Origin of the sequence: Nocardia sp. NPDC051981 (genome assembly GCF_040680715.1) — a bacterium.
Taxonomy (GTDB): domain Bacteria; phylum Actinomycetota; class Actinomycetes; order Mycobacteriales; family Mycobacteriaceae; genus Nocardia.
In genome coordinates, this window is sequence record NZ_JBFAXK010000001.1 from 535,317 (window position 1) to 562,304 (window position 26,988).

25 protein-coding genes and 1 pseudogene are annotated in these 26,988 nt (G+C 68.8%); 16 read left to right on the plus strand and 10 right to left on the minus strand.

Annotation, left to right across the window (positions count from 1 at the left end; translation table 11 throughout):
* Window positions 1–59: 59 nt before the first annotated feature.
* On the minus strand, window positions 60–422 hold the full coding sequence (locus AB0L60_RS02255; RefSeq protein ID WP_354830823.1) for an FKBP-type peptidyl-prolyl cis-trans isomerase: 363 nt from the start codon (window positions 420–422) through the stop codon (window positions 60–62).
* Between the two features lie 90 nt (window positions 423–512).
* Between AB0L60_RS02255 and AB0L60_RS02260 the strand changes: the two genes are divergently transcribed.
* The gene (locus AB0L60_RS02260; RefSeq protein WP_364605882.1) at window positions 513–1,316 is read left to right on the plus strand and encodes an RNA methyltransferase; all 804 of its coding nucleotides are present in this window, start codon (window positions 513–515) and stop codon (window positions 1,314–1,316) included.
* On the plus strand, window positions 1,313–1,606 hold the full coding sequence (locus AB0L60_RS02265; protein ID WP_364605884.1) for a DUF2537 domain-containing protein: 294 nt from the start codon (window positions 1,313–1,315) through the stop codon (window positions 1,604–1,606). The genes AB0L60_RS02260 and AB0L60_RS02265 overlap by 4 nt, the downstream gene beginning before the upstream one ends.
* Before the next feature lies 1 nt (window position 1,607).
* Here AB0L60_RS02265 and AB0L60_RS02270 read toward each other — a convergent pair whose 3' ends face one another.
* The 3 genes from AB0L60_RS02270 to serC form a co-directional block, all read right to left on the minus strand.
* Window positions 1,608–2,348 (minus strand): hypothetical protein, encoded by a 741-nt coding sequence (locus AB0L60_RS02270; RefSeq protein ID WP_364605886.1) that lies wholly within the window; start codon window positions 2,346–2,348, stop codon window positions 1,608–1,610.
* Between the two features lie 244 nt (window positions 2,349–2,592).
* The gene (gene sepH / locus AB0L60_RS02275) at window positions 2,593–3,642 is read right to left on the minus strand and encodes a septation protein SepH (protein WP_364605888.1); all 1,050 of its coding nucleotides are present in this window, start codon (window positions 3,640–3,642) and stop codon (window positions 2,593–2,595) included.
* A 232-nt stretch (window positions 3,643–3,874) separates the two neighbouring features.
* Entirely contained in the window at window positions 3,875–4,999 is a 1,125-nt protein-coding gene (gene serC, locus AB0L60_RS02280) for a phosphoserine transaminase (RefSeq protein WP_364605890.1), read from the minus strand.
* 193 nt (window positions 5,000–5,192) lie between these two features.
* Here serC and AB0L60_RS02285 point away from each other — a divergent pair, with 193 nt between their 5' ends.
* On the plus strand, window positions 5,193–5,948 hold the full coding sequence (locus AB0L60_RS02285) for a hypothetical protein (RefSeq protein ID WP_364605893.1): 756 nt from the start codon (window positions 5,193–5,195) through the stop codon (window positions 5,946–5,948).
* Window positions 5,949–6,033: 85 nt separating this feature from the next.
* Here AB0L60_RS02285 and AB0L60_RS02290 read toward each other — a convergent pair whose 3' ends face one another.
* Window positions 6,034–6,900 (minus strand): polysaccharide deacetylase family protein, encoded by an 867-nt coding sequence (locus AB0L60_RS02290; protein ID WP_364605896.1) that lies wholly within the window; start codon window positions 6,898–6,900, stop codon window positions 6,034–6,036.
* Between the two features lie 295 nt (window positions 6,901–7,195).
* On the opposite strand from AB0L60_RS02290, the gene AB0L60_RS02295 reads away from it, so the two are divergent.
* Window positions 7,196–7,999 carry an RDD family protein gene (locus AB0L60_RS02295; protein WP_364605899.1) on the plus strand — a complete coding sequence of 268 codons (804 nt, stop codon included), beginning with the start codon at window positions 7,196–7,198 and terminating at the stop codon, window positions 7,997–7,999.
* A 96-nt stretch (window positions 8,000–8,095) separates the two neighbouring features.
* On the opposite strand, the gene AB0L60_RS02300 is transcribed toward AB0L60_RS02295, so the two are convergent.
* Window positions 8,096–9,238, minus strand: coding sequence for a citrate synthase 2 (locus AB0L60_RS02300; protein WP_354830844.1), 1,143 nt, complete (start codon window positions 9,236–9,238; stop codon window positions 8,096–8,098).
* 100 nt (window positions 9,239–9,338) lie between these two features.
* Here AB0L60_RS02300 and pdxH point away from each other — a divergent pair, with 100 nt between their 5' ends.
* The 5 genes from pdxH (at window position 9,339) to AB0L60_RS02325 (ending at window position 15,045) form a co-directional block, all read left to right on the plus strand.
* Window positions 9,339–10,064, plus strand: coding sequence for a pyridoxamine 5'-phosphate oxidase (gene pdxH / locus AB0L60_RS02305; protein ID WP_364605903.1), 726 nt, complete (start codon window positions 9,339–9,341; stop codon window positions 10,062–10,064).
* 106 nt (window positions 10,065–10,170) lie between these two features.
* The gene (locus tag AB0L60_RS02310) at window positions 10,171–11,454 is read left to right on the plus strand and encodes an MFS transporter (RefSeq protein ID WP_364605906.1); all 1,284 of its coding nucleotides are present in this window, start codon (window positions 10,171–10,173) and stop codon (window positions 11,452–11,454) included.
* Window positions 11,455–11,640: 186 nt separating this feature from the next.
* Window positions 11,641–12,954, plus strand: coding sequence for a citrate synthase (locus AB0L60_RS02315; RefSeq protein WP_354830853.1), 1,314 nt, complete (start codon window positions 11,641–11,643; stop codon window positions 12,952–12,954).
* Window positions 12,955–13,189: 235 nt separating this feature from the next.
* On the plus strand, window positions 13,190–14,395 hold the full coding sequence (locus AB0L60_RS02320; RefSeq protein WP_364605911.1) for a GNAT family N-acetyltransferase: 1,206 nt from the start codon (window positions 13,190–13,192) through the stop codon (window positions 14,393–14,395).
* A 260-nt stretch (window positions 14,396–14,655) separates the two neighbouring features.
* Window positions 14,656–15,045, plus strand: a complete 390-nt coding sequence (locus AB0L60_RS02325; RefSeq protein ID WP_364606726.1) for a YccF domain-containing protein — start codon at window positions 14,656–14,658, stop codon at window positions 15,043–15,045.
* A 1-nt stretch (window position 15,046) separates the two neighbouring features.
* Here AB0L60_RS02325 and AB0L60_RS02330 read toward each other — a convergent pair whose 3' ends face one another.
* Window positions 15,047–15,484 (minus strand): MarR family transcriptional regulator, encoded by a 438-nt coding sequence (locus tag AB0L60_RS02330; RefSeq protein ID WP_364605914.1) that lies wholly within the window; start codon window positions 15,482–15,484, stop codon window positions 15,047–15,049.
* A gap of 110 nt (window positions 15,485–15,594) precedes the next feature.
* Here AB0L60_RS02330 and AB0L60_RS02335 point away from each other — a divergent pair, with 110 nt between their 5' ends.
* Window positions 15,595–15,837: a DUF2530 domain-containing protein gene (locus AB0L60_RS02335; RefSeq protein ID WP_364605917.1), complete on the plus strand. Its 243-nt coding sequence runs from the start codon at window positions 15,595–15,597 to the stop codon at window positions 15,835–15,837.
* A gap of 131 nt (window positions 15,838–15,968) precedes the next feature.
* Window positions 15,969–16,583: a TetR family transcriptional regulator gene (locus tag AB0L60_RS02340; RefSeq protein ID WP_354830864.1), complete on the plus strand. Its 615-nt coding sequence runs from the start codon at window positions 15,969–15,971 to the stop codon at window positions 16,581–16,583.
* 129 nt (window positions 16,584–16,712) lie between these two features.
* Here AB0L60_RS02340 and AB0L60_RS02345 read toward each other — a convergent pair whose 3' ends face one another.
* Window positions 16,713–19,880, minus strand: coding sequence for an ATP-binding protein (locus AB0L60_RS02345; RefSeq protein WP_364605921.1), 3,168 nt, complete (start codon window positions 19,878–19,880; stop codon window positions 16,713–16,715).
* A gap of 784 nt (window positions 19,881–20,664) precedes the next feature.
* Window positions 20,665–21,366: pseudogene (locus AB0L60_RS02350) on the minus strand (DUF3027 domain-containing protein); the annotation flags it as partial.
* A 47-nt stretch (window positions 21,367–21,413) separates the two neighbouring features.
* Between AB0L60_RS02350 and AB0L60_RS02355 the strand changes: the two are divergent.
* The 3 genes from AB0L60_RS02355 (at window position 21,414) to AB0L60_RS02365 (ending at window position 24,951) form a co-directional block, all read left to right on the plus strand.
* A complete protein-coding gene (locus tag AB0L60_RS02355) occupies window positions 21,414–22,208 on the plus strand; it encodes a glutaminyl-peptide cyclotransferase (protein ID WP_364605924.1) in 795 nt (264 codons plus the stop codon).
* Between the two features lie 153 nt (window positions 22,209–22,361).
* The gene (locus tag AB0L60_RS02360; RefSeq protein WP_364605927.1) at window positions 22,362–24,341 is read left to right on the plus strand and encodes an MFS transporter; all 1,980 of its coding nucleotides are present in this window, start codon (window positions 22,362–22,364) and stop codon (window positions 24,339–24,341) included.
* A 16-nt stretch (window positions 24,342–24,357) separates the two neighbouring features.
* Entirely contained in the window at window positions 24,358–24,951 is a 594-nt protein-coding gene (locus AB0L60_RS02365) for a DUF2771 family protein (protein WP_364605930.1), read from the plus strand.
* A gap of 74 nt (window positions 24,952–25,025) precedes the next feature.
* On the opposite strand, the gene AB0L60_RS02370 is transcribed toward AB0L60_RS02365, so the two are convergent.
* Window positions 25,026–25,469: a cold-shock protein gene (locus tag AB0L60_RS02370; RefSeq protein WP_364606729.1), complete on the minus strand. Its 444-nt coding sequence runs from the start codon at window positions 25,467–25,469 to the stop codon at window positions 25,026–25,028.
* 182 nt (window positions 25,470–25,651) lie between these two features.
* Between AB0L60_RS02370 and AB0L60_RS02375 the strand changes: the two genes are divergently transcribed.
* Together AB0L60_RS02375 and AB0L60_RS02380 are read left to right on the plus strand one after the other, a co-directional pair.
* Window positions 25,652–25,882 carry a hypothetical protein gene (locus AB0L60_RS02375; protein ID WP_354830880.1) on the plus strand — a complete coding sequence of 77 codons (231 nt, stop codon included), beginning with the start codon at window positions 25,652–25,654 and terminating at the stop codon, window positions 25,880–25,882.
* 443 nt (window positions 25,883–26,325) lie between these two features.
* Window positions 26,326–26,958: a transglycosylase family protein gene (locus AB0L60_RS02380; protein ID WP_364605934.1), complete on the plus strand. Its 633-nt coding sequence runs from the start codon at window positions 26,326–26,328 to the stop codon at window positions 26,956–26,958.
* The last annotated feature ends 30 nt before the right edge of the window (window positions 26,959–26,988 follow it).

The window sequence follows — 26,988 nt, forward strand, 5'->3', positions numbered from 1 at the left end:
AACCGTGCCCGCCGCGCTGAAAAGCACGGCGGGCACGGGTTTTTCGCCGACCGGAGTCGTCAGTTCACGACGTCCAGGAGGTCGATGATGAAGACGAGGGTCTTGCCGGCCAGATGGTGGCCACCCGCCTCGCCGTAGGCCAGCTTCGGCGGGATGGTCAGCTGGCGGCGGCCGCCCACCTTCATACCCGGGATGCCGTCCTGCCAGCCCTGGATCAGGCCCCGCAGCGGGAAGACGATGGACTCACCACGGTCCCAGGAGGCGTCGAACTGCTCGCCGGAGTCGTACTCGACGCCCACGTAGTGGACATCGACGGTGTCGCCGGGCTTGGCTTCCGCGCCGTCACCCACAACGAGATCCTTGATCACGAGTTCGGCGGGGGCGGGACCATCCTGGAACTCGATTTCCGGCTTGCTGCTCATGGGCTGTCCTCTTCGATAGATCGGAATCGGGTCTCGATCACCTTATGCCCCGCGCATTCGCCCGCCCGCAGCGGAGGCGAAAATGTCCCGGTGGCCGAAGTGATCGATATCGACGACCCGGACGATCCGCGGGTCGCCGAATTCCGCGACCTCAACAATGCCGATCGACGTCCCGACCTGCCCGGCGGCAAGGGATTGGTGATCGCCGAGGGGGTGGTGGTCGTGCAGCGCATGCTGGCCTCGCGATTCACGCCCTTCGCATTGTTCGGTGTCGCGAAGAGATACGAACAGCTCGCCGAGGAGCTGACCGGAGTGGAAATTCCGTATTACCGGACCAGCGCCGAGGTGATGGCGCAGGTCGTCGGATTCCATTTGAATCGCGGCGTCCTCGCGGGCGCCTATCGGCCGCGTGAACTCACCGCCGGCGAGCTGCTCGCGGATGCGCGCACGGTGGCGGTGCTCGAGGGCGTGAACGACCACGAGAACATCGGGTCGATCTTCCGCAATGCCGCCGGATTGGGTGCGGACGCCGTGCTGTTCGGCGACCGCTGCTCGGATCCGCTGTACCGGCGCGCCGTGCGGGTCTCCATGGGCCACGTACTGCGGGTCCCCTTCGCCCAGCTGCCGCCCTTCCCGGCGGGGCTGGACCTGCTGCGCGACAACGGCTTCCAGATCATCGCCCTGACCCCGAACCCGAAGGCCGACACCCTCGCCACCGCCATGACCGGCGAGAAGGTGGCCCTGCTGCTCGGCGCGGAGGGCCCCGGCCTCACCGAGGAGACCATGCGGGCCAGCGATATTCGTGCTCGCATCCCCATGACGGCGGGCACCGATTCGCTTAATGTGGCGACCGCAGCCGCCATGGCCTTCTACGAGAGAGTGCGTGCCCAGTGACCCATCCGCCCGACGGACCGTATGGATACGGCTATTCCGAACCCACCCCGTGGGCCAGCGGCATCGCCGTGGTCGTCATGGTGGCCGCGCTGACCGCCGTCGGCGTCTACGCTTTCGGCGCGGCGCTGGCCCAGATCCATCCGGTGCTGTCGGTGGCGGTCAACCTGATCGCGGTGGGCGGGGCCGCGCCGACCGCCTGGCGCTGGCGCTACGCCCCGGTGACCCGCTGGGTGATCGCGGGCCTGGGCGCGGGCGTCCTGCTGGCCTGGCTGGGCCTGCTGCTGTTCTGAGTCAGGAGACCCGGTCGCGGCCGCGCAGCCAGCCCAGCAGTCCGCGTTTGCTGCCGTTGTGCTCGACGGACGCCTCCGGCACGACCTCCACCACCGTAGGCGCCTCGCCCCTGGGGAACAGCGAGAAGCCGCACACCTCGATCCGGTCGGCGGTCAGCGCCTGCTCGGGATCCCGGCCGCGATACCGGAAGCCGAGCCACTCCAGATTGGCGGCGTCGGCGAAGTCCGCCGGGTCGAAGGGCAGCAGCTGCGGGTCGGGCAGTTCGCCGGGCGCGAGGTGGATGGGATGTTCACCCGCCCAGTAGGGCCGCTCCCACACCCGCGGCATGCCCTCGTCCTCGAGGATATTGACCCGGGTCGCGCTGAAGGAGCGGCGGAATTCGCCGCGTTCCCAGTGCGCGAACGCGCCCCAGCCCAGGCGCAGGTCGTAGGAGATCAGGTAGGTCTGCTCGGAGGCGAGCGGACGTACCAGCAGCTCCGGCAGTCTGGTCGGGCGTGGCAACGCGGCCTGGGTGGAGCAGACGACCGTGACGCCGGGATAGCAACCGATATAGACGGATTCGCGATCCGGCCCCGCCCACACCCTCATGGTGCCCGAGGCGGCGGGCACCACATCACGGTCCGGGTTGAGCTGTTTGGCGAGTGCGAAGGCGGCGTCCGGGTCGGGTCCCGGGTGCGCGCGCAGCACGGCCACCGGATCGGGGGCGTCGACATACCACAGGGACGAGACCGTTGATGGCACCGACGTCACCTCCCCTCAGTCACTGCACACAGGATGGCTACTTTTGAGCAAACATCCGGCGGCCGATCGCTGGCATCGACGTGGATCGACCCGGCACTGACCGCCGACTTAATGAATCTACCCCCGCGAGGGCCGAAATATCGCCGTTGCCAACCTTGTTTCGCGGCGCGGCGCAGAGCGGATAGCCTGCGGATTCAGCAATCCACTGGCATCCGAGAAATTCGAGCGGCCTGCCCGGCAGGACTCAGTGACCGGAGGACCGCACGCCTAGGAGTACATCCTCCCAGGACGGCATCGGCGCCTTGCCACCCCGCTTGCGCCCCGCCTCCCCGGGCTTCCGATTCGGCTTCTGCGCGTTGGCCTTCGCGGCCGGCTGCGCCGGGGCGGGAGCCGGTTCCGCGGGCTCGGCGGCAGCCGCCGGGGCCGGAGCGGGTGCGGGGCCAGCCGGGAGCGCCGGAGCGGGCTGCTCCTTCGCCGCCGGAGCGGGCGCCGGCGCCGGGGCGGCAGCGGTGGTCACCGGCACGGTGCCGTCGCCGACCGCGGCGCGCTGCTCGAAGTAGTCGTCCACGTTCTGCTGCTTGGCGACTCGCGCCGGCGCGGACTCGTAGTCGGGGGTCCGCTCCTCACGCGGTGCGGGCACGGGCGCTGGTACCTCGTCCACCACCGGGTCGGTCTGGTCCGGCAGGATGGTCGCCAGGCCGCGCAGTGCCCGGCCGAAGTCGGGATCGATCAGGTCCGAGGCCGGATCATCGAGCGGCACCACCGAGCCGCCGTGCGCGTCCGGCTGGTAGCGCCAGTGCGCGGCGATCACGGAACGGCCCGCCTGCCACTGCAATTGGGCCACCCAGTAGCCCTTCTCGTCCTTCCAGGCGTCCCATTCGGCGACCTCGATATTGTGGCCGCGCTCGGCGAAGGCGGCCGACACGATCTCGATGAGGGTCTCCACGGCGGGACCGTCGTTGCGAACCGGGTGCGCCTTCTGCGCCAGCTCGGCGGCCCGGGCGCGTTCCAGCAGAACGGGATACGCGAAACGCTCCACCCGCGACAGCGGCATACCCGACTCTTCGGTGACCTGCTCCACCGACGCACCGGCACGGATACGGGCCTGGATATCGCGAGGACGCATCGTGGCTTCCGTTTCGATCTCGATTTGGCCGAATCGGGCAAGATCTCCGCGGGCAGCGGCGCGCAATTTATCGTCGGCGGCGAGCCGGTACTTCTGGCCGCTCTCGGTATCGATGCACACGATGTGCGTGGAATCGGGCGTCAATCCGATTACTCGAAGTTCACGCACCGTTACCTCCTGTTCGCTGCGCAACTCACAGCTATAGCTAGGCTCGCGACACCGCCCACGTTCTGGAACAGTAGTGCACTCCTGAGAATCATGGGGCAAGACACGCGGCGCGGAAATCTGTTCCCAGACTTCCGCGCCGCATTAGTGTGATCGATTCGCCTCAGCGGCGAAACCGGTTTCACGATCTCCCGAAGAGCGTGAGAGAACCGTGAACCGATGTCGTTTTTACTGCTCAGGCGAGCTTTTCGACGACCCAGTCGACGCAGCGGGTCAGCTGCGACACATCGTCGGGGTCGATGGCCGGGAACATGCCGATGCGCAGCTGGTTACGGCCCAGCTTCCGGTACGGCTCGGTGTCCACGATTCCATTGGCGCGCAGCACCTTCGCCACCTGCGCGGCGTCCACGGTGTCGGCGAAGTCGATGGTGCCGACGACCTGCGAGCGCAGCGCCGGGTTCTGCACGAACGGCGTTGCGTACGAGCTGGTCTCGGCCCACGAGTACAGACGCGAGGACGAGTCGGCGGTGCGCTTCACGGCCCAGTCCAGGCCGCCGTTGCCATTCAGCCACTCGATCTGGTTGGCGAACAGCAACAGGGTGGCAAGCGCCGGGGTGTTGTAGGTCTGGTCCTTGGTGGAGTTGTCGATCGCGATCGGCAGCGAGAGGAATTCGGGGGTCCAGCGACCGGAGTTCTTGATTTCCTCCACCCGCTCGAGCGCCTTGGGGCTCATGAGCGCGATCCACAGGCCGCCGTCGGAGGCGAAGCACTTCTGCGGGGCGAAGTAGTAGACGTCGGTGTCGGCGATGTTCACCGGCAGACCACCCGCGCCGGAGGTGGCGTCGATGGCGACCAGCGCGTGCTCGGAACCGGCCGGGCGCGACACCGGGATGGCGACACCGGTGGAGGTCTCGTTGTGGGCCCAGCCGATCAGGTCGGCCGACGGGTCGGAGGTCGGCTCGGGGGCGTCGCCCGGCTCCGACTTCACCACGATCGGGTCACCGATGAACGGGTTGCCCTTGGCGACCGAGGCGAACTTCGAGGAGAACTCGCCATTGCTCAGGTGCAGCGACTTCTCGCGGATCAGGCCGAACGCGGCGGCGTCCCAGAACGCGGTGGTGCCACCGTTGCCCAGCACGACCTCGTAACCGTCGGGCAGCGAGAACAGGTCGCGCAGGCCGGAGCGCACCCGCGCCACCACGTCCTTGACCGGCTTCTGCCGATGCGAGGTACCGAACACCGAGGCGCCGGTATCCACCAGGGACTGCAGCTGCTCGGGGCGGACCTTGGAGGGGCCGCAACCGAACCGTCCGTCGGCGGGCTTGAGATCGTCGGGGATGGTCGGGAACGCAGAGGTCATGGCGACAAGGGTAGAGGTCCTGACACCCGGGTATGCGACTGGGTGCGCCGTTGAAACGGTCCGCCCGCCGGGCCGGCGTCCTGGAAGACTTCGCAAGGACAGCGGTAAGCCCGAGGTCAATACCGTGTACCGAATACCCCGGCATGCGGGTGTCGCTGTGTCAGGCACCATACAGCGATTACGGTGTACCGCCATGGACATGGCCGCACACGAGCGACCGCGCAGCGCTTCCGACCAGCCGCCCGATTCCGGACCCGGCGCGCCCCCGAATTCCGGTCGGCAGCGCCGCGGTCCGCAGGTCGCGCCCGCCCCGCGTGTCGGCCTGCTCGCCCGGCTGTCCTCGCAATTCGGTTCCCGCGGCCTCACCCGCCGCGGGCCCACTCTCGACGAGGCCGCGCGGCGCGAACTGCTGCTGCACGGCGTCGAGGGCGCCGCGACCGTGCTCGGTATCCACGGCACCGCCGAGGCCGAGCGGGGACCGGAATTCTGGGTGCGGGTCCAGCTCGAGGGCCGGCATGCCTACGAGGCGCGGGTCCGGCAGCGGATGAACGCGGCCGATCGGCAGTGGATGCAGCCCGGCGATGTGGTCTGCTGCCGGGTCGATCCGGGCGATGACGACCGGGTGGTGCTGTTTCTGCCCGCGTCCGGGGAGACCTCGCGCACCAATATCGCCAAGATCCTGGCGGACGGCCGCCGCGCCCGCGCCACCGTGCTGGCCGCGACACCGGTCGCGGCCGACTACACCGGCAGAGACGATCCGGTGCTGCGGCTGGATCTGGAACTGCACGCCTGGGACGAGCCGGGGCCGTGGCGGGTGCGGGTGGTGCAGCCGGTCCCCCTGTCCGCCCTGGAATTGGTGGATCTGGGCCGGCATCTGGAGGTCGCCTTCTTCACCGTCGACCGCGGCGAATCCGTCGCGGTGGACTGGGCGGCCTCGCTACCCGGCTGACCGCCGGGCCCGAAATGCTGTGACTCGCACTCGAACCGCTGTGGCACCTGCCCGACTCGAACCGCTGTGGCACCTGCCCGAAAGGCTATGGCAGGTGCACGAATTGGAAGCCGTTGGCCTTCAGGGCGGGCAGGGCGGCGAGCATGCCCGCGCCGGTGCCCGACTTGGGGCGGTGCATGTGCGCCAGGGAGATGCCGCCGGTCTTGGCGGCCGTCATGTTGTTCTGGACCTGGGCGGCGGTCGCGGTGGCACCGAAATCGGCATTGACCGAGAAGCCGACCGGGGTCTCGCCCAGGTCCTTGACGATCGCCACGGCCACGTCGTCGTAGTGTGCCGTGCCCGCGCGGAAGAAGCGGGGCGCGTGACCGGTCAGGGCGGTGATGCGCTGGTGGTTGCCCCACACCTCGTCCATGGCCGCCTGCGGGGAGGCGGTGCCCTTGATCTCGTAGGCGGCGCGGCCGTTCACCGACAGCGGGCAGTGCGCGGTGCCGTGATTGCCGATCTCGAAGAGCGGATTGGCGGCCAGCTGCCCGGCGCGACCGGGATTCGCGTCGATCCAGCGCTTGTTCAGGAACAGGGTGGCCGGAATCTGCTGGGCCTGCAGGAAGGCCAGCAGGTTCTCGTCGATGTCGTTGTTGCCGGGGCCGCCGCAGGCGTCGAAGGTGACCGCGAACTGCTTGCCCGTGGCATTGAACCCGGTCACGATGCCGTCGAGGTCCATTCCCCAGCCCTGCGGCTGCCGACCGGCATACTTCGCGGCCACGGCGTCGGGCGACACCGTGGCGGCGGGTAGCCGCGCCGGCGCGGTGGCCGGATCGGCCCCGGCGTGCGGATCGAGGATGCGGTCAGACGAATTGCCGTTCGCCACACCGCATCCGGCGGTGACGAGGCCTGCGGCGAGCGCCGCGCCCGCGGCGAAGAAGCCGCGCCTGGACAGTCCTGCGTCGAGCACCGGTGCAGGTTATGTGAATCCGGTCGCAGTAGCCAGGACCACGATCATGATTGTTCCAACCGTTGCGATCCGGCAACCAATTCGCCACCGCCGTTGGTTCAGATGTAATCCAGTGTTCCACTGCAGGATTCGCCGCAGCAGCCTGAATACGAGCACCTCGGGACGCCGCCGCTGGTGAGCGGATCAGCAATCGCGCAGCGCTCACGGCGTGTCGGATTTCCAGTTCATCCCGAAGGCCGGATTGCTCCAGACTGTAGCCTGCCCGACCGAAACAATCCCTTTGCAAGGAAACGCATTGACATACCCGAACAACCCGTACCCGCAGCAGCAGCCCGGATACGGCTACCCGCCCGCCGATCAGCCCGCCCCGGGCTACGGCGCTCCCCAGCCCGGCTACGGCGCGCCGCAGCAGCCCGCCTACGGCGCGCCGCAGCCCGGTTACAGTGCGCCCCAGCCCGCGTACGGCGCCCCGCAACCCGCGTACGGGGCTCCGCAGCCCGGCTACGACGCCCAGTCCCCCTATGGCGCTCCGCAGCAGCCCGCGTACGGCGCGCCCCAACCTGCTTACGGCGCAGCGCAACCCGCGTACGGTGCGCCGCAGCCCGGCTATGCGCCGTTCGGAGGGTACGGGGCACAGTATGCGAGCTGGGGCGCGCGTGTGGGCGCGTACTTGATCGACGGCGCGATCTGGATTCTGCCCGGCGCGATCCTGCGGACCATCGCGGTCACCGCCGGCACGTCGAAGGTGCAGTGCAGCGTCACGCCCGGCACCTACCACACGTCCTGCACGGGCGGCGGGATGAACGCGGTGGGCGTCATCTGCCTGCTGCTCGCCTTCGTCGTCGGCGTCGCGGGCCTGCTGTTCATCAGCCACCAGGAGGGCACCACCGGCCAGACCCCGGGCAAGCGTGTGGTCGGTATCCGGTTGGTCCGCGAATCCACCGGCCAGCCGGTCGGTTTCGGTCTCGCCATCGGCCGCCGCCTGCTGCACTTCATCGACGCCCTCCCCTGCTACCTCGGCTTCCTGTGGCCCGCCTGGGACGACAAGAAGCAGACCTTCGCCGACAAGATCGTCAGCACCATCGTCGTGAAGGGCTGAGAGCTTCCCGGGGCTGGGGGGTGACCCGGGGACGGATGTGAAAAACGGTGGCCCGCAGCGATTCTCGCCGCGGGCCACCGTCGTGTCAGAACCGGATTACTTGTGCGACACCAGATCCCAGCCCGGGACGGCGTCGGGCTTGCGCGGGGCCGGGCCGGTGTAGATGGCGGCCGGGCGGACCAGCTTGCCCAGCTTCTTCTGCTCCAGGATGTGGGCACACCAGCCGGCGGTGCGGCCACAGGTGAACATGGCGGGCATCATGTGCGCCGGGACCTCGGCGAAGTCCAGGATCACGGCGGCCCAGAACTCGACATTGGTCTCGATGGCGCGGTCGGGGCGGCGCTCGCGCAGCTCGGCCAGGGCGGCCTGCTCCAGGGCGGCGGCGACCTCGTAGCGCGGGGCGTCGAGGCGCTTGGCGGTGGCGCGCAGCACGCGGGCGCGCGGGTCCTCGGCCCGGTAGACCCGGTGGCCGAAGCCCATCAGCTTCTCCTTGCGGTCCAGGATGCCCTTGACCAGAGCCCGTGCGTCGCCGGTCTTCTCGACGGCTTCGATCATGGGCAGCACGCGGGCCGGGGCGCCGCCGTGCAGCGGGCCGGACATGGCGCCGATGGCGCCGGACAGCGAGGCCGCCACGTCGGCGCCGGTGGAGGCGATGACGCGGGCGGTGAAGGTGGAGGCGTTCATGCCGTGCTCGGCGGCCGACACCCAGTAGGCGTCGATGGCCTCGATGTGGCGCGGGTCCGGGTCACCCTTCCAGCGGGTCATGAACCGCTCGGTAATGGTGGCCGATTCGTCGATCTTCGCCTGCGGCACGGCCGGCTGGTAGATGCCGCGCGCCGACTGGGCGACGTAGGACAGCGCCATGACCGAGGCCCGGGCGAGGTTCTCGCGAGCGGTGTCGTCGTCGATGTCGAGCAGCGGCTCGTAGCCCCAGATCGGGGCCAGCATGGCCAGGCCGGCCTGCACGTCGACGCGCACGTCGCCGGTGTGGATGGGGAGCGGGAACGGCTCGGCGGGCGGTAGGCCGCGGCCGAATTCGCCGTCGACCAGCAGGGCCCACACGTCGCCGAAGGTGACCGAGTTGCCGACGAGGTCCTCGATGTCGACGCCGCGGTACCGCAGTGCACCGCCGTCCTTGTCGGGTTCGGCGATATCGGTGGTGAAGGCCACCACTCCCTCGAGACCGCTCACGAAGCCGTCGGGGACGACCGAGCTTGGTACCGCAGCGCTGGCAGTCATGTTGTGACTCTCCTTGCAAGTCGGACCGCCCGATCTTTGGGCAGCCACGCCGATCAACTGGAGCTTAACCCCCGCATTACTCCGGAGTAACGTCTGCCCCATGGTTGACCAGGAGAAATTCGCCATGCCCGACATCGACATGGCTGCCCTGCGGGTCGAGTACGGAGTCGATCAGGGCGACAACCACCCGGGCCCGGAAACCGATCTCGACGAGACCTGGCTGTCCGACGGCTGGGAGCCGTTGCTGCGCAACTGGATCGAGGACGCGACCAGCGCGGGCATGACCGATCCGAACTCGATGGTGCTGAGCACCGTCGAGATCACCGAAACCGGTCCGCGGCCCGCGTCGCGAACTGTCCTGTGCAAAGGGCTTTCTCCCGAAGGTGTGACTTTTTACACGAATTACGAATCGTTCAAGGGCCGCCAGCTGACCCGAACCCCGTATGCCTCGGCCACTTTCGTGTGGCCCGCCATGGGCCGGCAGGTCACCGTGCGCGGGCCGGTGCAGCGGGTCCCGGCCGAGGCCACCGAGCTGTACTGGCAGTCCCGTCCGCGCGGTTCCCGGCTGGGCGCGTGGGCCTCGCAGCAGTCGCGGCCCATCGCTTCCCGTGCCGAGCTGGACCGGCAGATGGATGCGACGGCCGCCCGGTTCGCCGAGGTCGGCGACATCCCGGTGCCGCCGTTCTGGGGCGGCTTCCAGATTCAGCCCGAGACCGTGGAGTTCTGGCAGGGCCGCCGCAGCCGCATGCACAACCGCATCCGGGTCACCGTCGAACCGGGCAATACCGACGTGTCGGTCATGAAAGTCGAACGCCTGCAACCCTGACCGACTCTCGCCGGCCCGAAAGAGTTGGATATCTCACGTTCAAATGATGGGATGATCGGCCCAAAATGCCTTCCCAAGCGCTCATCGGCGTCGCTAGGTTGGGCCGGTGAAGCTGCTCGCCGACATAACTCCATTACGGAATCCCGACTACCGGAGGCTCTGGACCACCGGCATCGTCACCGTGATCGGCGCACAGCTGTCCGTCGTAGCCGTCCCCAAACAGCTCTACGACATCACCCACAGCTCTTCGTATGTCGGCCTGGCCGGGCTGTTCGGCCTCATCCCGCTCATCGTCTTCGGCCTCTGGGGCGGCGCGCTCGCTGACGCCATGGACCGCCGCAAGATGCTGCTCGTCACCAGTGCGGGCACCGGCCTGACCTCGCTGGCCTTCTGGGCGCAGGCCGCCGCCGGGCTGAACAACGCCTGGCTGGTGCTGATCCTGTTCTCGGCGCAGCAGGCGTTCTTCGCCATGAACCAGCCCGCGCGCAGCGCCATCTACCCCCGGCTGTTGCCGCCCGAGCAGCTGCCCGCGGCCAATTCGCTGAGCATGACGGTCATGCAGTTCGGCGCCATCGCCGGTCCCGTGCTGGCGGGCATGCTGATTCCGTTCGCGGGCCTGGCCACCCTGTATCTGATCGACTCCATCGCGCTGCTGGCCACGCTGTGGGCCACCTGGAAGCTGCCGCCCATCCCGCCGCACGGCGAGACCCGGCGCGCGGGCCTGCGCGAGGTGTTCGACGGTTTCGCCTACCTGGCCACCCAGCGCATCCTGCTGGCCTCGTTCGCGGTCGACGTGGTGGCCATGGTGTTCGGCATGCCGCGCGCGCTGTTCCCGCAGATCGCCCAGGACAGCTTCGGCGACACCGCTTCCGGCGGAACGGCACTGGGCCTGCTGTTCGCGGCCATGTCGGTGGGCGCGGTGCTGGGCGGGGTGTTCTCCGGCTGGCTGTCGCGGGTGCGGCGGCAGGGTCTGGCCGTGGTGGTCTGCATCGTGCTGTGGGGGCTGGGCATGGTCGGGTTCGGCCTGGCCGTGGGCCTGGTCGGGCACGGGCTGGGCGTGACGCTCGCACTCTGGATCGCGCTGGCCTGCCTGGCTTTCGGGGGCGCGGTGGACATGTTCTCCGCGGCCCTGCGCACCACCATGCTGCAGTCGGTGGCGACCGACGAGATGCGGGGACGACTACAAGGGGTCTTCATCGTCGTCGTGGCGGGTGGACCGCGCATCGGTGATGTTGCGCACGGTTTCGCGGCCGTGGCGGTGGGTACCGCGACGGCTGCGGCCGGCGGTGGCGTCCTGGTCGTGATCGGCATGATGATCGCGGCCGTGGCGTTTCCGGCGTTCGTTCGATACCGGGTGGCACGTGCGTATTCGGAGGTGCAGCTCGCGTGATGTCGCGGGTTCATGCTCATAGCACATGACCGCCGCTCTCCTCACCTGCCAACGATGTGACTGTGAGGTAGCAAAGAGCCACCCTCATTGGTCGGGCGTAGTGGACAGCGGCTAGCGTTGACTCGAGCGCATCGCACGCCGACCGTGTCCGATGCCTACGGTTACAAGCCTGAGAGGGATCCTTCCGTGCCCGCTGAGAACATCATCAACGTCGACGACGACGCCAAGCCGGTACTGCAATACCCGGGCGGCGAGTACCCGATGACCGTCGCCAAGGCTGTCGAGGGCAATGACGGAATCGACCTGGGCAAGCTGCTCGCCAGCACCGGGTACGTCACCTATGACCCCGGTTTCATGAACACCGCCTCGACCAAGTCGGCCATCACCTATATCGACGGCGAGGCGGGCATCCTGCGCTACCGCGGGTACCCGATCGAGCAGCTGGCCGGTAAGTCGACCTTCATCGAGGTCAGCTACCTGCTGATCTACGGCGAGCTGCCGACCCAGGCCCAGCTCGACGACTTCACCAACCGGATCCGCCGGCACACCCTGCTGCACGAGGATCTGAAGCGGTTCTTCGACGGCTTCCCGCGCAACGCGCACCCGATGCCGGTGCTGTCCTCCGCGGTCAACGCGCTGTCGGCCTATTACCAGGACTCGCTGGACCCGCGCGATCCCGAGCAAGTCGAGCTGTCCACCATCCGACTGCTCGCCAAGCTGCCGACCATCGCGGCCTACGCGTACAAGAAGTCGGTCGGCCAGCCGTTCCTGTACCCGGACAACTCGCTGTCGCTGGTGGAGAACTTCCTGCGGATGACCTTCGGCTTCCCGGCCGAGCCCTACGAGGTCGATCCGGAGATCGCCGCGGCGCTGGACATGCTGCTCATCCTGCACGCCGACCACGAGCAGAACTGCTCGACTTCGACTGTGCGCCTGGTGGGTTCGTCCGACGCCAACCTGTTCACCTCCGTCTCCGGCGGCATCAACGCGCTGTGGGGCCCGCTGCACGGCGGCGCCAACCAGGCGGTGCTGGAGATGCTGGACGACATCAAGGCCAGCGGCGGCGACGTCAAGGAGTTCGTCCGCAAGGTCAAGAACAAGGAAGACGGCGTGAAGCTCATGGGCTTCGGGCACCGCGTCTACCGCAACTACGACCCGCGCGCCACCCTGGTCAAGCAGGTCGCGGACAACATCCTGGCCAAGATCGGCGGCGACGACCAGCTGCTCGACATCGCCAAGTCCCTCGAAGAGGCCGCCCTCACCGATGAGTACTTCATCGAGCGTCGCCTGTACCCGAACGTCGACTTCTACACCGGCGTCATCTACCGGGCCATGGGCTTCCCGACCCGCATGTTCACCGTGCTCTTCGCCATGGGCCGGCTGCCGGGCTGGATCGCCCACTGGCGCGAAATGCACCGCGAGCCGCTGAAGATCGGCCGTCCGCGCCAGATCTACACCGGCTACGGCGAGCGCGACTACGTGCAGATCAACGGACGCTGACCCCGACGGGCCCTGCGCCCGAAGGGTTTCCGACGAACCCCGCCGCAACGCATCATTGCGGCGGGGTTTTTCGTTCACAGGGTCTCGTTGAGAATCTCGCTGGGGTGCGACGGCAATCTTGTTCCCATGAGATGGAACCGATCTCAGCTCCGGCGCTACCTGCCGCAGCGGGGGCGGCAGGTGGCGCCGGAGAAAATCGGGTGCGAGGCCCGGTAATACGTGGGATGTTCGGGGTATGGCATCGACGAATGGCATTACCGTGCGTTCGGCGCGAGCGGACGAGCGGGCGGAGATCACCCGGCTCTCGGAGATCTGCTTCGGGATGCGGGTCGGCCCGGCCGATCTGGAATACGGCGGCGACGTCTTTCCGACCGAGCGGGCCCTGGTGGCCGTGGACGGCGATCGCATCGTCGGGCACACCAACGACCGCACCATGACCGTCACCGTGCCCGGCGCGCGCACCGTGCGGGCCTGCGGCGTCAGCAGCGTCGTGGTCGCGCCGACTCATCGGCGGCGCGGCATTCTGCGGGCGCTCTACACCGAGCAGCATCGGCGCACCGAGGCCGAGGGCATACCGCTCACCATCTTCACCGCCAGCGAGGGCACCATCTACGGCCGCTTCGGCTACGGCCCGTCCATTGTCGAGAACGAGATCTCCGTGCGCGGGCGCACCGCCGAATTCCGTTCCACCACACCGGATCCCGGAGGGGTGCAGGTCGCAGACCTGGAGGCGGCGAAGATCCGGCTGCCCGAGATCTACGACCGCTGGCGGCGGCTGGTCCCGGGCGCACAGGCGCGGCCCGCAGCCCGCTGGCAGCAGCGGTTCTTCGCCGAGGCGGTGCAGAGCGAGGAGAGCTCACCGCAGTTCTTCCTGATCCATCCGGACGGCTACGCCATCCTGCGGCGCGCCTGGCACGAGGACAAGAACACGGCCACGGTCCGTGAATTGCGGGCTGTCACGGCGGAAGCCCATGTCGCGTTGTGGCGGGTGCTGCTGAGCCTGGATCTGGTGGACACGGTCGAGGCCACGCTCAGTGACAACGATCCGCTCCCCTACCTGGTCACGAATCCGCGCCTGGTGCGCGTCACCGGCCGCCACGACGCGCTGTGGACCCGGGTCATGGACGTCCCCGCCGCTCTCACCGCCCGCACCTACCAGCGGGATCTGGATGTCGTGCTGTCGGTCGACGATCCGTTCCGCGACGCGGGCGGCAGCTTCGCGCTGCGGGTGCGCGACGGCATCGCCGAGTGCGCGCCCACCGGCCGCACCCCGGATCTGGAACTCGGCATCGACGTACTCGGCAGCCTCTACTTCGGCGCATACCGGGCCCGGGTCTTCGCCGCCGCCAATCGGATCCAGGCCAAGGACGCGGCCGTGCTGCGCGCGTTCGACGAGGCGTTCGCCGCCGAACGGGACGCCGAACTCGGCTGGTTCTTCTGAGTCGGCAGACGAAAACGGCTGCCGGGTCCGGCGCGGCGTTGGAACCGGTTCCTTGCTCAAAATTCGCTATTGATTCTTTCCTTGCAAGAAAAATGGATAGAGCTGCATAAGTCGAGATAGCGATGTATTAACCAATGGTCAATACTTCAACGGCTTTCGGGGCATTTCACGCGATTCGGGCAAGAGCCATCCCAGGCGAGTTCAGGGTTTTCCCGGTGGTGGGCGAGCACCGGACGCTGCATGCTGGATACGTGAAACCCATCCAGTTGATACTCAACGTCCTGTGGCTCGTGCTGGTCGGATTCTGGATGGCCGTCGGCTATGTCATCGCCGGGCTGATCTGCTGCGTGCTGATCGTGACCATCCCGTGGGGCGTCGCGTCCCTCCGCATCGCCTACTTCGTGCTCTGGCCCTTCGGCCGGGAAGCGGTGGAGAAGCCGAGCGCGGGCGTGGGCTCGATGCTCGGCAACATCATCTGGATCGTCGTGGCGGGCTGGTGGCTGGCGCTGGGTCACCTGATGACCAGCATCGCCCTCGCCGTCACCATCATCGGGATACCGTTCGCCTGGGCCAATCTCAAGCTGATCCCGATCTCCCTGTTCCCCCTGGGCCGCGAAATCGTCGACAGCGACCGGCGTTTCGGCTACTGAATCACTCGGATTCGTCGACGATCTGCTTCATGATCCCGACCGCCTCGGCGAGCACGCCGACCTGGGCGGGGGACAGCCGGGACAGCTGATCGGTCATCCAGGCCTCGCGGGCCTGGTTCTCGTCGGCGATCAGGGCCCGCCCGGCGTCGGACAGCGACACGATGATCTGCCGCCCGTCGGTGGGGTGCGGATTGCGTTCCACCAGATCCATTTCCGACAGCGAGGCGATGACCCGGGTCATCGACGGCGGCTGCACCCGCTCCTTGGCGGCCAGCGCGCCCGGCGTCATGGCGCCCTCCCGATTCAGCGTGGCGAGCGCGGACAGCTGGGTCAGCGAAATCTGGGCATCGGCCCGCCGGCCTCGCAGATGCCGAGTCAAGCGCACCACCGCCAGCGAAAGTTCACCGGCGAGCGCTCGAATATCGGAAGGCGTTGTCACAGAGGCAAACGATACGGGACCGCCCGCGCGGGAGTCGGCTGTTCCGGTGCGTGGGGGCCGGCCGCCCCGGCGCGCCACCCGGACCGGCCCCTGCCCTCTAGTCTGGTGGGGTGACCACGCCGCCCGTTCCGGAGATTCCCCCGCGCTTCACCGATCCGCGCCCGGTACTGGCCGTGGGCACCATCGGTTTCCTGATCGCGACGGTGGCGGTGTGGGCGAACGACGCGTGGGCGACCGCGCGTCCGGTCTGCCTGATGGGTCTGGCGGTGGGTCTGCTCGGCTACACGATCTTCGCGATTCAGCGCCGGAGCGCACGGCGCGGGGACAAAGGCGCTCAGCTCGGTCTGGATTAGCGGGCTCGGGTCCGGATTAGCGCTCAAGCGACTGGTCGGCCGTCCAGTGGGGTCTGACAAAACGAACTTGCGGACCGTGCGAATTGACTGCACGCGCCTCGGAGGCTTAACTCCCTGGAGTGTCCTCCCGATTGAGCGTCGAAGAACGACGGGCCCACCTTATCGAGGCAGCCATCGGCCTTGCCGAAAAAAAGGGCGTGGCAGGAGTTACCACGCGCGATGTTGCCCAGGCAGCCGGTGTTTCCCTCGGTGTGGTGCATTACTGTTTCGAAAACAAAGATCAGCTGATGACCGAGCTGGTCAAGGCACTCTCGATGGAATTGCGCGATTCCGTCGATGCCAACGAAACGGTATGGCAGGACGTCGGAACCGGAAAAGAAGCGCTGCAACAATTGGTGCGCGCCGGTCTGGAACTCATGTGGCTCAACATCGAAGCCACTCCGGAGCGCCAACTACTCACCTACGAAACCACCACCTACGCCCTACGCGAAGGCGAGCAGACCCCCGCGAAACTCGCCATCGCACGCGAGCAGTACACCTTCAACGACTCCACGGTCGCCGACGTCATCGAACACGCGCGCGAAGCCACCGGCACCTCCTGGACCGTTTCCGTCGACACGCTGTCCCGTTTCATACTGGCGGCCATCGACGGCATCGTGCTGCGCTGGCTGGTCGACAACGACAGCGCCGCTGTCCGGCAGCAATTGGACGTCCTCGCCACCACCGTGGCAGCCCACGCGGCCTGACCCGGGCCTCCCCCCGCTCCGGCGCGGGCACTGTGCAGCATCGCCCGCGCCGGACCCGAATTCGCCTGCCCGCCTGTGTATCTCATCCAGGCCGGGCCCGCGTACAGCCATTCGGGCCGGCGCCCATCCTCAGCGGCGCGAGAAGTTCTGCGGCTGCGCCTGCACGTGGGTGATATCGCCCTCCCGCCACCACGCGACCGTCACCGTGGCCTCGAACGCACCCGTCAGCCGGACCCGGAGCTCGTCGTGCACCACCAGATCGCCCGCGGGCAGCGGCAAGTCGAACTGCAGGCGCAGCAGCACGCCCAGCGGCTCGGCGGTCCAGCTGGTCTCCCGGCCGGTGCTCACCACCTCCGCCGTCACCGCCTCGGAGGCCAGTGGCAGATCCAGCAGCGTGGCCAGCGGGCGCGCCGACACCAGGTCACCCACGACCAGCCGGTCGGCGGGCAGCGCCGGGCCCAGCCACGGGCGATCCAGCACCAGGGCGTCCGCAGCCGGGATCACCTCGCCGGTGAGGGCGCGTACCTGACCCGGCAGCACCAGATCCTCGGTGTCCAGACGGCCCGCGTCGAGCGCCTCGGCCAGATACCGGTACGTCTGTGAAATCGATTCCGGGGTGGGCATTCTCGCCGGATCGGCGAGGGCGTCGAGGAGTTCCTCGGCCAGCGCGGGGGTGAGCACCTCCGGGTCGGCGAGCACGCCGCGCAGCACCGCCAGATCGTTCGCGTCGAAGCCCGGCAGCTGCGGGAGCAGACCCGCGAACAGGGTGTCGTCCGGGTGGCGCAGCAGGCCCAGCGGAATGCCATCGATGTGGGCGTGATGGCGCAGCCACCAGGCGGTGTAGCCGTCGCGGTCCGCGAGCAGCCGGCGGGTCGTCTCATCGGACAGCAACAGCCGCAGCGCCTCCGGCCATTCGGCGTCGTCCACCAGGTCCAGATCGCGGACCGCCACCAGTTCGGCCGGATCCTCGGCCAGACCCTCCCACCAGGTCTCCTCGTCGTCGAGGTGGTGGTCCGGGCCGGTCGGATCCGACTCGGCGACCAGGGTGAAGCTCCAGCCGACGCCGATGGCGCGCAGGGCCTCCGGGCCGTAGCGCTCGAGCACGCCGGCGTCCACGGTGGTGAAGGGCGAATCCTCGACGAGCACGCGGGCCAGCGGCGCATCGGGCAGCAGCAGTTCGTCGGCCGGCGTCGATTCGCCGTCGACATCGGGCAATTCGACCAGGCCCAGCCAGGACGGGAGGACACCCGGCGCGGCCAGGGTGGTGGCGGCCAGCTTCAGCACCGCGTCGACGGTGTCCGGATCGCTCGGATCGTCCTCCAGCACCGCCTGCAGCCCGGCGTCATTGAGCAGATCCTCCGACGTGGCCGGGCGCGCGCCCAGCCGGCCCAGCAGCTCGTGCGCCGCCTCCGGATGCACCAGACGCGCCCAGTGCACCGGAATCGCCTGTTCCAGACGGTCATCCAGCACCACCGTGCGCGGGCCGGTCACCAGGCGGCCGTCGGTCAGCGGCACCGCCAGCGCGCCCAGTTCCTCCACCGCCAGCGGATCCACCGCGAACGGCTCCAGGGCGTCGTAGAGCGAATACCACCACTGCGGTTCACGTTCCAGGCTGCTCGACAGCTCGGCGATCCGCGCCAGGCCGATCCGGTGCACATCCAGCACGGCGAGGGCATCGGCGTACATGCGGCCGGACAGCTCCGGAATCACCAGCGGGCCGACCATGTCCGCCAGCAGATCGGCCAATTCCACGGTCGCACCGGTGAATACGGTGGCCCGGCGCGGCGAGGCGACGTTCGCCCGCGAATCCGCGCCCGTCGCCGATTCATTCACAACCATCCCCAGGTCCACTGGGGATGGTTCCTCGAACTCGGCCGAGTCGAAGGTCGCGACCACATCGTGCGGTCCGATGGCGTCGTGGGGTTCGACCGTGTCGCCGGGCGCTTCGTCCTGGGCCGGAAGATCCCACAGCGGCAGGGTTTCCTGCTCCCATGCCATGCTCGCCTTGCCGATCGGCGCGGCGGCCGAGTCGACGTCCGGCGCGGCGGCCAGTTCGAGCGCGGCCGCGGTATCGGGATCGCCCGATGCCCGCACCTCATCGGCCTCGGTATCGCTGCCGACTGCCGTCTCGCCGAAGGCGGCGTCGAATTCTTCTGGCGCCGGGGCGTATTCGGCAGCGCGTTCCGGACGGCCGGTGAGGACCGGAAGCCACTCGTTGTCGCGGAGCTCGGCGATCAGGGCCTCGCGGAGCAGGCCGTCGGCCTCGCTGCGGGCGAAGCCGGGAGTGGGGACCAGGACCAGGCGGTCGCGCGGCGGCAGGGCGCGCGCGAACGCGGCGTAACCAGCGGCCAGCGCGGTCAGGTGCGCACCGGGGAGCAGGCGGCGGCGGTCCGGCTGCATGGGGATGTCGGCGATGAGCAGGGCCGGAATGGACAGCTCTTCGTCGGAGCGGGTGGGTGCGCGCAGCACATCGGGGCGGGTGGCGATCGGGCGGCCGTCGCGCACGGGCAGCAGCCACCGGGCACGCTCGGTGCGGTACTGCCACCACACGCGCTCATCGGAATTCGGGCCGATGACCCGCAGTTCCGTGAGGCCCTCACCGAGTTCCCGCTCGGCACTGGCGATCTCGTCGTCACCGATCCGGATGGCGTGCAGCGCGGGCAGTTCCAGCAGCAGATCGGCCGCCTCCGACCGCATTTCCGTGAGCAGGGCGACGGTGTCCACGCCCTCGCGCAACCGCAGCACGATCTCACTGTCGAAGCCGTTCACGGGCTGCTCCGCGGTGGCCCAGGCCAGTCGCAGCGCGGGCGGCTGGAAATCGTCCGGCGTCTGCGGGATCTCGATGCCCTGCGCGCCGAGCAGCGCCCAGGTCTCGGCCCGTGAGAACCGCACCGAGCCGCCGGTCGAACGGAACTCCACCTCGTCCGACACCGTCAGCACGGCGGTGAATCCCACCCCGAACTGCCCGACGGCCGCGGCGTCCGTCTTCCCCGAGGCTCGTAGTGCGGTGAGCGCGTGCACGCCCGAAACATCCAGCGGCGCACCGGTATTGGCCACATGCAGGGTGCGGCCGTCCAGCCACACCGCGATCCGCCCGTCGACGCCCGCCTTGGCGGCCGCGTCGGCGGCGTTCTGCGCCAGCTCGGTCAGCAACCGGTCCCGGTATCCGGCCCGGACCAGGTCCGCCTCCGTGGCGGCGTCCTCCCGCAACCGGGTGGGCGACCCGCGCCAGGCGGCCACCACCCCGGCCCGCAGTTCCGCCGTCCCGAACGGATCCCCCGCATCGGTCGCGACCACGCCCTACACCCCTTCCGCACAACCGTTGATGGCACGCCAGAGCCAAGCATCCGGGTATCTCACAGAACTCCGGCGCGATCCATCGAAAACCGCACCCGCCGCCGGGAATCCGGCGGCGCTACAACCTATCCGGGCGAGCGCCTCAGCGCGACTCGGCCGAACCGGTCTCGGGCTCCACCCGCACCGCATTCACGGCCCACGCATCGTCGTACACCGCATCCGGATCGCCCGCCTCGAACAACCCGGCCGGGCCGGAATCGTCCGCGGCCACCGACTTCTCGGACGCTCCCGCAGCCTCGCCGTTCTCGGACGGTCCTGCGGTCCCGCCACTCTCGGGCACCACCGACACAGCAGCAACCTCGGCGTCCGGATCGACCACACCCGCCTGTACATCCGCGGCATCAGCCAGGCCCGTCGCCGAACCGGCCTCAGCCGCAACGCTCGTGTCCGCAGCGACCGTGTCGGTCTCCGCCGTCCGAGCCACGCCAGATTCGTCCGCCTCGCCCGAGGCCACCCCGGCCACAGCCGCAAGTTCGGCTTCCGCGGCCTCGGTCGGCGCGGCAGCGTCAGCAGTCGCGGCAGGCTCAGCGGCAGCGTCTGCGGTCACGGCGGCGTCGGCCGTCTCGGCAGCGGTCGCGTCGGCGTCCGTCACGATGGGCGTCGAATCAGTGTCGCTCGCAGTCGCTTCCGCACCCGCTACCGCGCCGGATCCGTCTACTTCGCCGTTCTTGGCGGATTCCGCTTCCAGCGCACCGGTTTCGATGCGGAGTTCGGCGGTGGGGAACAGGTCCACGGCGGCGTCGTCGTAGGCCTCGTAGAGGGGAGAGCCGCTGCCGGTGGGGAGTTCGACGTCGGAGTGGGCGCCGCAGCCGTAGGCGACGTGGACCACATGGCCGTCGGCGCCCATGGCATTGGCGCAGACGCCGAAGGCAGCGCCCAGGGCGCCGGCCATGGGAACGAAGAAGGCGCAGCGGCCGCAGGTGGACGGGGCGGCGCGGGCCATGTCGGTGTCGGGGCCGTATTCGGAGAACCAGCGGTAGGCGGCCTCCTCGCGACCCTCGCGGGAGAGCACCTGGGTACGGCCGAGCCCGATCTCGAGGGCGACCTCGTCGACGGCCGGGTCACCGGTGGCGACATAGCCGGGCACCAGGCGCGGGTCGCCCGGCGGCGGGGCCAGCAGATCGCCGGGCGCGAGATCGCCGGGGCGGATGCGCTGATCCCACGGGATGAAATCGGGCGCCACCAGCGCGTCCGGCCCGGGCAGCAGGGCCGACTCGCTCACCGTGGCGGTGGTCGCCTCCGGCGGCGCGGCCACCACGACCGCCCACTGCCAGCCGCGATAGCCAGGCAGCGTCGCCTCGAAGTGATGGGTGGCCGAGGATTCGTCCTCGCCGGTCACGCCCAGATGCGCGCCCACCCCGACCGGTTCCAGGTCCAGGAGCGCACGGCGGGCCAGCTCGACCGCCTCCGCCAGGATCGGCCGCATACCGGACTCCGAAACTCCAACCGCGCTCACGCCCTACATTTTGCCGTATGGAGCGCAAACGCCGTGCACCGGTAGCGGCCGCCACGATCACGCTGTCCACGGCCCTGGCCCTGGCCGCGACCGCGACCGGCTGCACCAGCAGCGACAACACGCCGAAGCTGCGGGTCGAGGTGGTCGCCACCCGGCCGCACGACCCGGGCGCGTTCACCGAGGGCTTGGAGGTCGACGGGTCGGTTCTCTACGAGGGCACCGGTCTCGCCGGCAATTCCTCGATCCGGGCCACGGACCTGAACACCGGCGCCGAACTCGCCCGCGCCGACCTGCCCGCGCCCCTGTTCGGCGAGGGCATCACCCGGGCCGGCGATGTGCTGTGGCAGCTCACCTACAAGAACGGCGTGGCGATCGCCCGCGACCCGGACACTCTCGCGGAACTGCGCACCACGCATTTCGACGGCGAGGGCTGGGGCCTGTGCACGCGGGACGATCGCGTGCTCATGAGCAATGGCAGCTCGACCCTCACCTTCCGCGATTCACGGACCTTCGCGATCACCGGGAGCGTGGCGCTGACCAGCCACAAGGACGCCGAGCTCAACGAACTGGATTGCGCCCCCGACGGTTCCGTCTACGCCAACACCTGGCCGACGAACACCATCCTGCGCATCGATCCGGGCACCGGCGAGGTCCTCGCCGCGATCGACGCCTCCGGCCTGCTCCCCCGCGGCGCCCGTACCCCCGACACCGATGTCCTCAATGGCATCGCCCACCTCCCCGGCACCGACCACTTCCTCCTCACCGGCAAGAAGTGGCCGACGTCCTATGAAGTGCGTTTCGTCCCCGCCTGATCTGGTTCATCGCGACCGGTCGCTCCGAACTTGTGGCGGCCCACACCGGCCGTAGTGCAGCCACCGGCCGACGGCACTGCAAGAATTGGGTGCGTGACTCCTCCCCGTGACCCCGGTGCCGACCCAGGTCGCTGGGGCGACGAGGACTCTCCCATGATCGAACGGCACCCGGGGTACGACCGCTATCCGCCCGCCAACCGCGCGGGCCGCCGACCCGTCCCGCCGGACGACGAGAGCGAAGTGCCGGAATTCCTGGCCCGGCGTATGTCCGCGCGTCCCACCGATCCGCCGTCGAGGTCGCGCGGCGAATCTCCGCGCAGCCCAGGCGGCGAACCGGAGGGCCGTAGGTCGCGCTGGGCGCGCCGCCGCCACGACAAGGCCGAAACCCATGACGGGACCAAGGACAACCCGCCGACCCGGCCGTACGAGACCCAGCCGCCCAAGGGAACTGCGAGCGAGCCGGAAGCGTGGCAGCAGCCGCACGACTTCGGCACCACGCGGCGGGTGCGCTACGACCCGGAATCAGCGGCCCGAGCCCGATCGCACGAGCCGGAATCCGCGCCGCCCGCACACCGCGATCAGGGTCATCCGACGCGCCCCGACAACGCACGGCACCCGCACACCGAACCGCCGCACCCGGAAACGGCTCGCACGCAATCGTTTTCGCACGAAGCCGACCCGAAGGCCCCGGACGGCGGCGGGCTGCACAAGCCGCCCCGCAAACTGACCGTCACCCGGGTCGCGGCACGCCGCAGCATCGAGCTGACGCAGAGCGGTTTCGCGACCTTCCAGCGTGCCGCCAAGGCCGACGGGGCGGAGGAGTCGGGTCTCACCGCGCTCATCTACGCCACCATGGCCAACTTCGCCACCGACGCCGCGATCGCGGTGGCCCTGGCCAACACACTGTTCTTCGCGAGCGCCACGGCGGAGTCCAAAACCAAGGTGGCGCTGTACCTCTTGATCACGATCGCCCCGTTCGCGGTGATCGCGCCGGTCATCGGCCCCATGCTGGACCGGCTGCAACGCGGTCGCCGGGTCGCGCTGGCGGGCTCGTTCGCGCTGCGCGTGTTCATCGCCGGGCTGCTCATCTTCAATATCGACAACTGGGCGCTGTATCCGCTCGCCCTGTGCATGATGATCCTCAGCAAGTCGTTCTCGGTGCTGAAGTCCGCGGTCACCCCGCGCGTGCTGCCACCGGGAATGGACCTGGTGCGCACCAATTCCCGGCTCACCGTCTTCGGCCTGGTCGGCGGCACGCTGGGTGCCGGCGGCGTGGCCGCGCTGATCGCCAAGCTGACCGGCTCGACCGGTGCGCTGCTCTTCGCCGCCGCGCTCGCGGCCGCGGGCGCGTATCTGAGCCTGCGCATCCCGTCCTGGGTCGAGGTCACCGAGGGCGAGGTCCCGGCCACCCTCGGGTATCACGGCAACAACGCCCGCACCGAGGTGCTGGACCCCACCAAGGCCGACCAGGTGCAGCCGAGCAAACGCCGTCAGCCACTGGGCCGTTCGGTCGTGACCGGGCTGTGGGGCAACAGCACCGTGCGCGTCCTCACCGGGTTCCTCACCTTCTACGGCGCGTTCGTGGCCAAGGCCACCGAGCATCGGCCGGTGCAGCAGATCGCCATGCTGGGCGTGATCGGCGCGGCCGCGACCATCGGCAACTTCACCGGCAATGCGAGCGGCGCGCGCATGAAACTCGGCCGCCCGCAATTGATCGTGCTGAGCTGCACCATCGCTTGCGTGGCGGTCGCGATTGTGGCGGCCCTGCTGGACAACCTGATGGGCGCGGCCATCGCGACCATGGTCGCCGCCTGCGCGAGCGCCCTGGCCAAGGTCTCGCTCGACGCCTCCATCCAGGACGATCTGCCACCCGAATCCATCGCCTCCGGTTTCGGCCGCTCCGAGACCGTGCTGCAGCTGTCCTGGGTGATCGGCGGTGCGATGGGCGTGATGCTGCCGCCGACCTGGTGGATCGGTTTCACCGTGGTCGCGTCGGTGATGGCGCTGGGCTTGATCCAAACCGTGGTCAGCTACCGTGGTCATTCGCTGCTGCCCGGTTTGGGCGGTAACCGACCTCAGCACGCCAAGCAGGAGATCCCCGCCGCGCACGGCGCGGGGGAACCCACCCAGTGACGGACAGGAAGCCCCGGTGAACCAACCCAAAGCCCGCACGATCATCGCTCTGCTGGCGGTTCTAGTCGTGGTGGCAGTGGCCTATTTCGCCGCGATCGTGGTCATCGCCCGCCACACCACCAAGCCGGATCCGCAGATCACCGCGTACGCGCACGGGAAGTCGGTGTCGGTGAATCCGTTCCTGTACTGCAACCTCGAGGTGTCGAAGGACCGGCTGGCGATCGGCAAGTGCAATTCCACCCAGTCCGTCGCCGATCTCGATGTGCCCCCGGGCTCGACGGTGCAGATGTCGCTGCCCAAGGAGGTCGCCGACGCGCCGTGGGAGATGCTGATCGGCTACCGCCTGCCGAACAACAAGGCCGACGCGGAGGTCCTGACCTACAAGCAGCCCTGGCGGCTGTCGGGCAAGCCGGAGCGGGATAAGGATCCCAATTACGACAAGCCGCTCACCCTGACCATCAAGACCCCGCCGACCGAGCACGTGCGCCTGGCCATCATGGAACTGCACCTGCCGATACCCGCCCGTGACGAGAACGGTAACGAGGGTGTCATCTCCCGCGGGATCTGGGCGCTGCACACCCCCGCGTTCGATCCCGCGCTCTTCAGCTGAGATCCCGCCCGCCGCAACAACAAAACGGGCCCCGGTGATGAAATCACCGGGGCCCGTTGGCTTCTCGTCACGACCTAGTGGTCGAGCTCCCGCGCCACGCCGCGCACCACTTCGGCGATGCGCTGGGCGGTCTTGCGGTCGGGGTACTTGCCGCGGCGCAGATCCGGCTGCACCTTGGTCTCCAGCAGCGTGATCATGTCCTCGATGAGGCCGTGCAGCTCGTCGGGGCTCTTGCGATTGATGGGGGCGTCATTGCGACCGCCACCGCGGCGGTCACCGCGCTCGCCACGGCCGCCGCGCTCCTCGCGCAGGGACGGGGTCTCCAGCAGCTTCAGCGAAAGCGCCTGCGGGCCACGGCGACCCGCCGCCATTCCGAATTCGACGCGCTGGCCCGGTTTGAGGGCCTCCACGCCATCGGGCAGCGCCGACGATCGAACGTAGACGTCCTCGCCCTCATCCTGGGAAAGGAAGCCGAAGCCCTTTTCGACGTCGTACCACTTCACCTTGCCGGTCGGCACTGCGCTCACCCGTTCGTCATTCAAGCCCGGGCAGCCGGGCACATTCGTGGTCGCCGGACGCATGCGCCGGCGACCTTTCTGTTTGCGAAAAGAACGCGCCCCACACAGCTATGCAGGACGCGACTGACACCGAGTCTACCCCGGTGCGAATAGCGCAAGCACATCAGTTTTACGGTTCAGAGGTGTCCGACACTTCTTCCAAGCAGGCCCCTCGCGGTTCCGCGAGCTGGCTGCTGTATATCGCCCTGGGCCTGTTCGCGATTGGATTGCTGGCGGTGTTCGCGATCTTCGGCGTGCATCTGCTGACCGATGCGAAGCCGGGTCTGTGGCTGTATCTGCTCGCCATGTGCGCGCCGCTGGGTTTCCTGCTCTCGGTGGTCTACGCGCTCTGGTCGGGCCGCCGGTCCCGCTGACCGTCCGGGTCAGGATCTGGACTCTGCCGACACGCTCGCGACGACACGGAGATTGCCCAGTTCGTTACCCGAGCATGCATGTGATCTTCGTCACATAACGAGAAGGTCACGGAGCGGTGACAGACCCCTATCGGCGGAGACTCGCCGTGACCACCTGCGCAGAAGCCATCCGGAACCCCTTGCGCCGGTTAGCGACCCGGACAAACACGTCGGTTACCAAATGGTGATTTTTGGCGGCGGTCGTCGTAGTGTCTTCCTCGCCGGGTCAGCCCGGCGCCACCGGCCCGCCGCACCGAACTTCGCCCCGCGGGTACCGGACCCCCAACTGGAGAAAAGGGGCGAAGACGAGGAACAGCGCACATCCAGTGCGCCGGGCCGGACGACCTCTCAGTTCGACCCCGGTAGTCGGCCTCGCAGGCGCGTACGAGAGGAAAGACCCGAAAATGAGTGGACGCCATCGCAAGCCGACCAACACCGGCCGCACTGTCGCCAAGGTTGCCCTGACGGGCATCGCTCTCGGCGGCGCCGGAGTGGCCATGGCGGGTAACGCCAGCGCGGCACCCGACTCCGACTGGGATCGCCTCGCACAGTGCGAAGCCGGCGGCAACTGGGGCATCAACACCGGCAACGGTTTCCAGGGTGGGCTGCAGTTCTCGCCCGGCACCTGGAACGCAGCGGGCGGCGGCGAATACGCCCCCACCGCCAACCAGGCCACCCGCGAGCAGCAGATCGCGGTCGCCGAGAAGGTGCTCGCCACGCAGGGCTGGGGCGCCTGGCCCTCCTGCTCCTCGAGCCTCGGCCTGACCAGCGGATCCACACCGCGAACCGCCCCCGCGCCCGCGACCTCGGACACCCCGCAGTGGAACCCGCAGCAGGCGGGCCCCGGCGCCGGCAGCGACGGCACCCAGGAAGTCTTCCAGGCCGTGGACCGCGCCATCGCGGTCGCCCAGTCGCAGGGTGTCCAGATCCCGCAGCCCGCACTGGATTTCCTCAATGCCACCAAGGCCAACGGCACCAAGCTGGACCCCAGCATCGTGAACTTCTTCGAGGCGAACAAGGGCCTGCTGCCGCAGTAGCACCCGTTCCCACTTCGGAATGCCCCGCAT

Coding starts and splice junctions, on each gene's coding strand:
- AB0L60_RS02255 (WP_354830823.1), bottom strand. CDS start 422: ATGAGCAGCAAGCCGGAAATCGAGTTCCAGGATGGTCCCGCCCCCGCC.
- serC (WP_364605890.1), bottom strand. CDS start 4,999: ATGACCTCTGCGTTCCCGACCATCCCCGACGATCTCAAGCCCGCCGAC.
- AB0L60_RS02285 (WP_364605893.1), top strand. CDS start 5,193: ATGGACATGGCCGCACACGAGCGACCGCGCAGCGCTTCCGACCAGCCG.
- AB0L60_RS02300 (WP_354830844.1), bottom strand. CDS start 9,238: ATGACTGCCAGCGCTGCGGTACCAAGCTCGGTCGTCCCCGACGGCTTC.
- pdxH (WP_364605903.1), top strand. CDS start 9,339: ATGGTTGACCAGGAGAAATTCGCCATGCCCGACATCGACATGGCTGCC.
- AB0L60_RS02320 (WP_364605911.1), top strand. CDS start 13,190: ATGGCATCGACGAATGGCATTACCGTGCGTTCGGCGCGAGCGGACGAG.
- AB0L60_RS02355 (WP_364605924.1), top strand. CDS start 21,414: ATGGAGCGCAAACGCCGTGCACCGGTAGCGGCCGCCACGATCACGCTG.
- AB0L60_RS02360 (WP_364605927.1), top strand. CDS start 22,362: ATGATCGAACGGCACCCGGGGTACGACCGCTATCCGCCCGCCAACCGC.
- AB0L60_RS02380 (WP_364605934.1), top strand. CDS start 26,326: ATGAGTGGACGCCATCGCAAGCCGACCAACACCGGCCGCACTGTCGCC.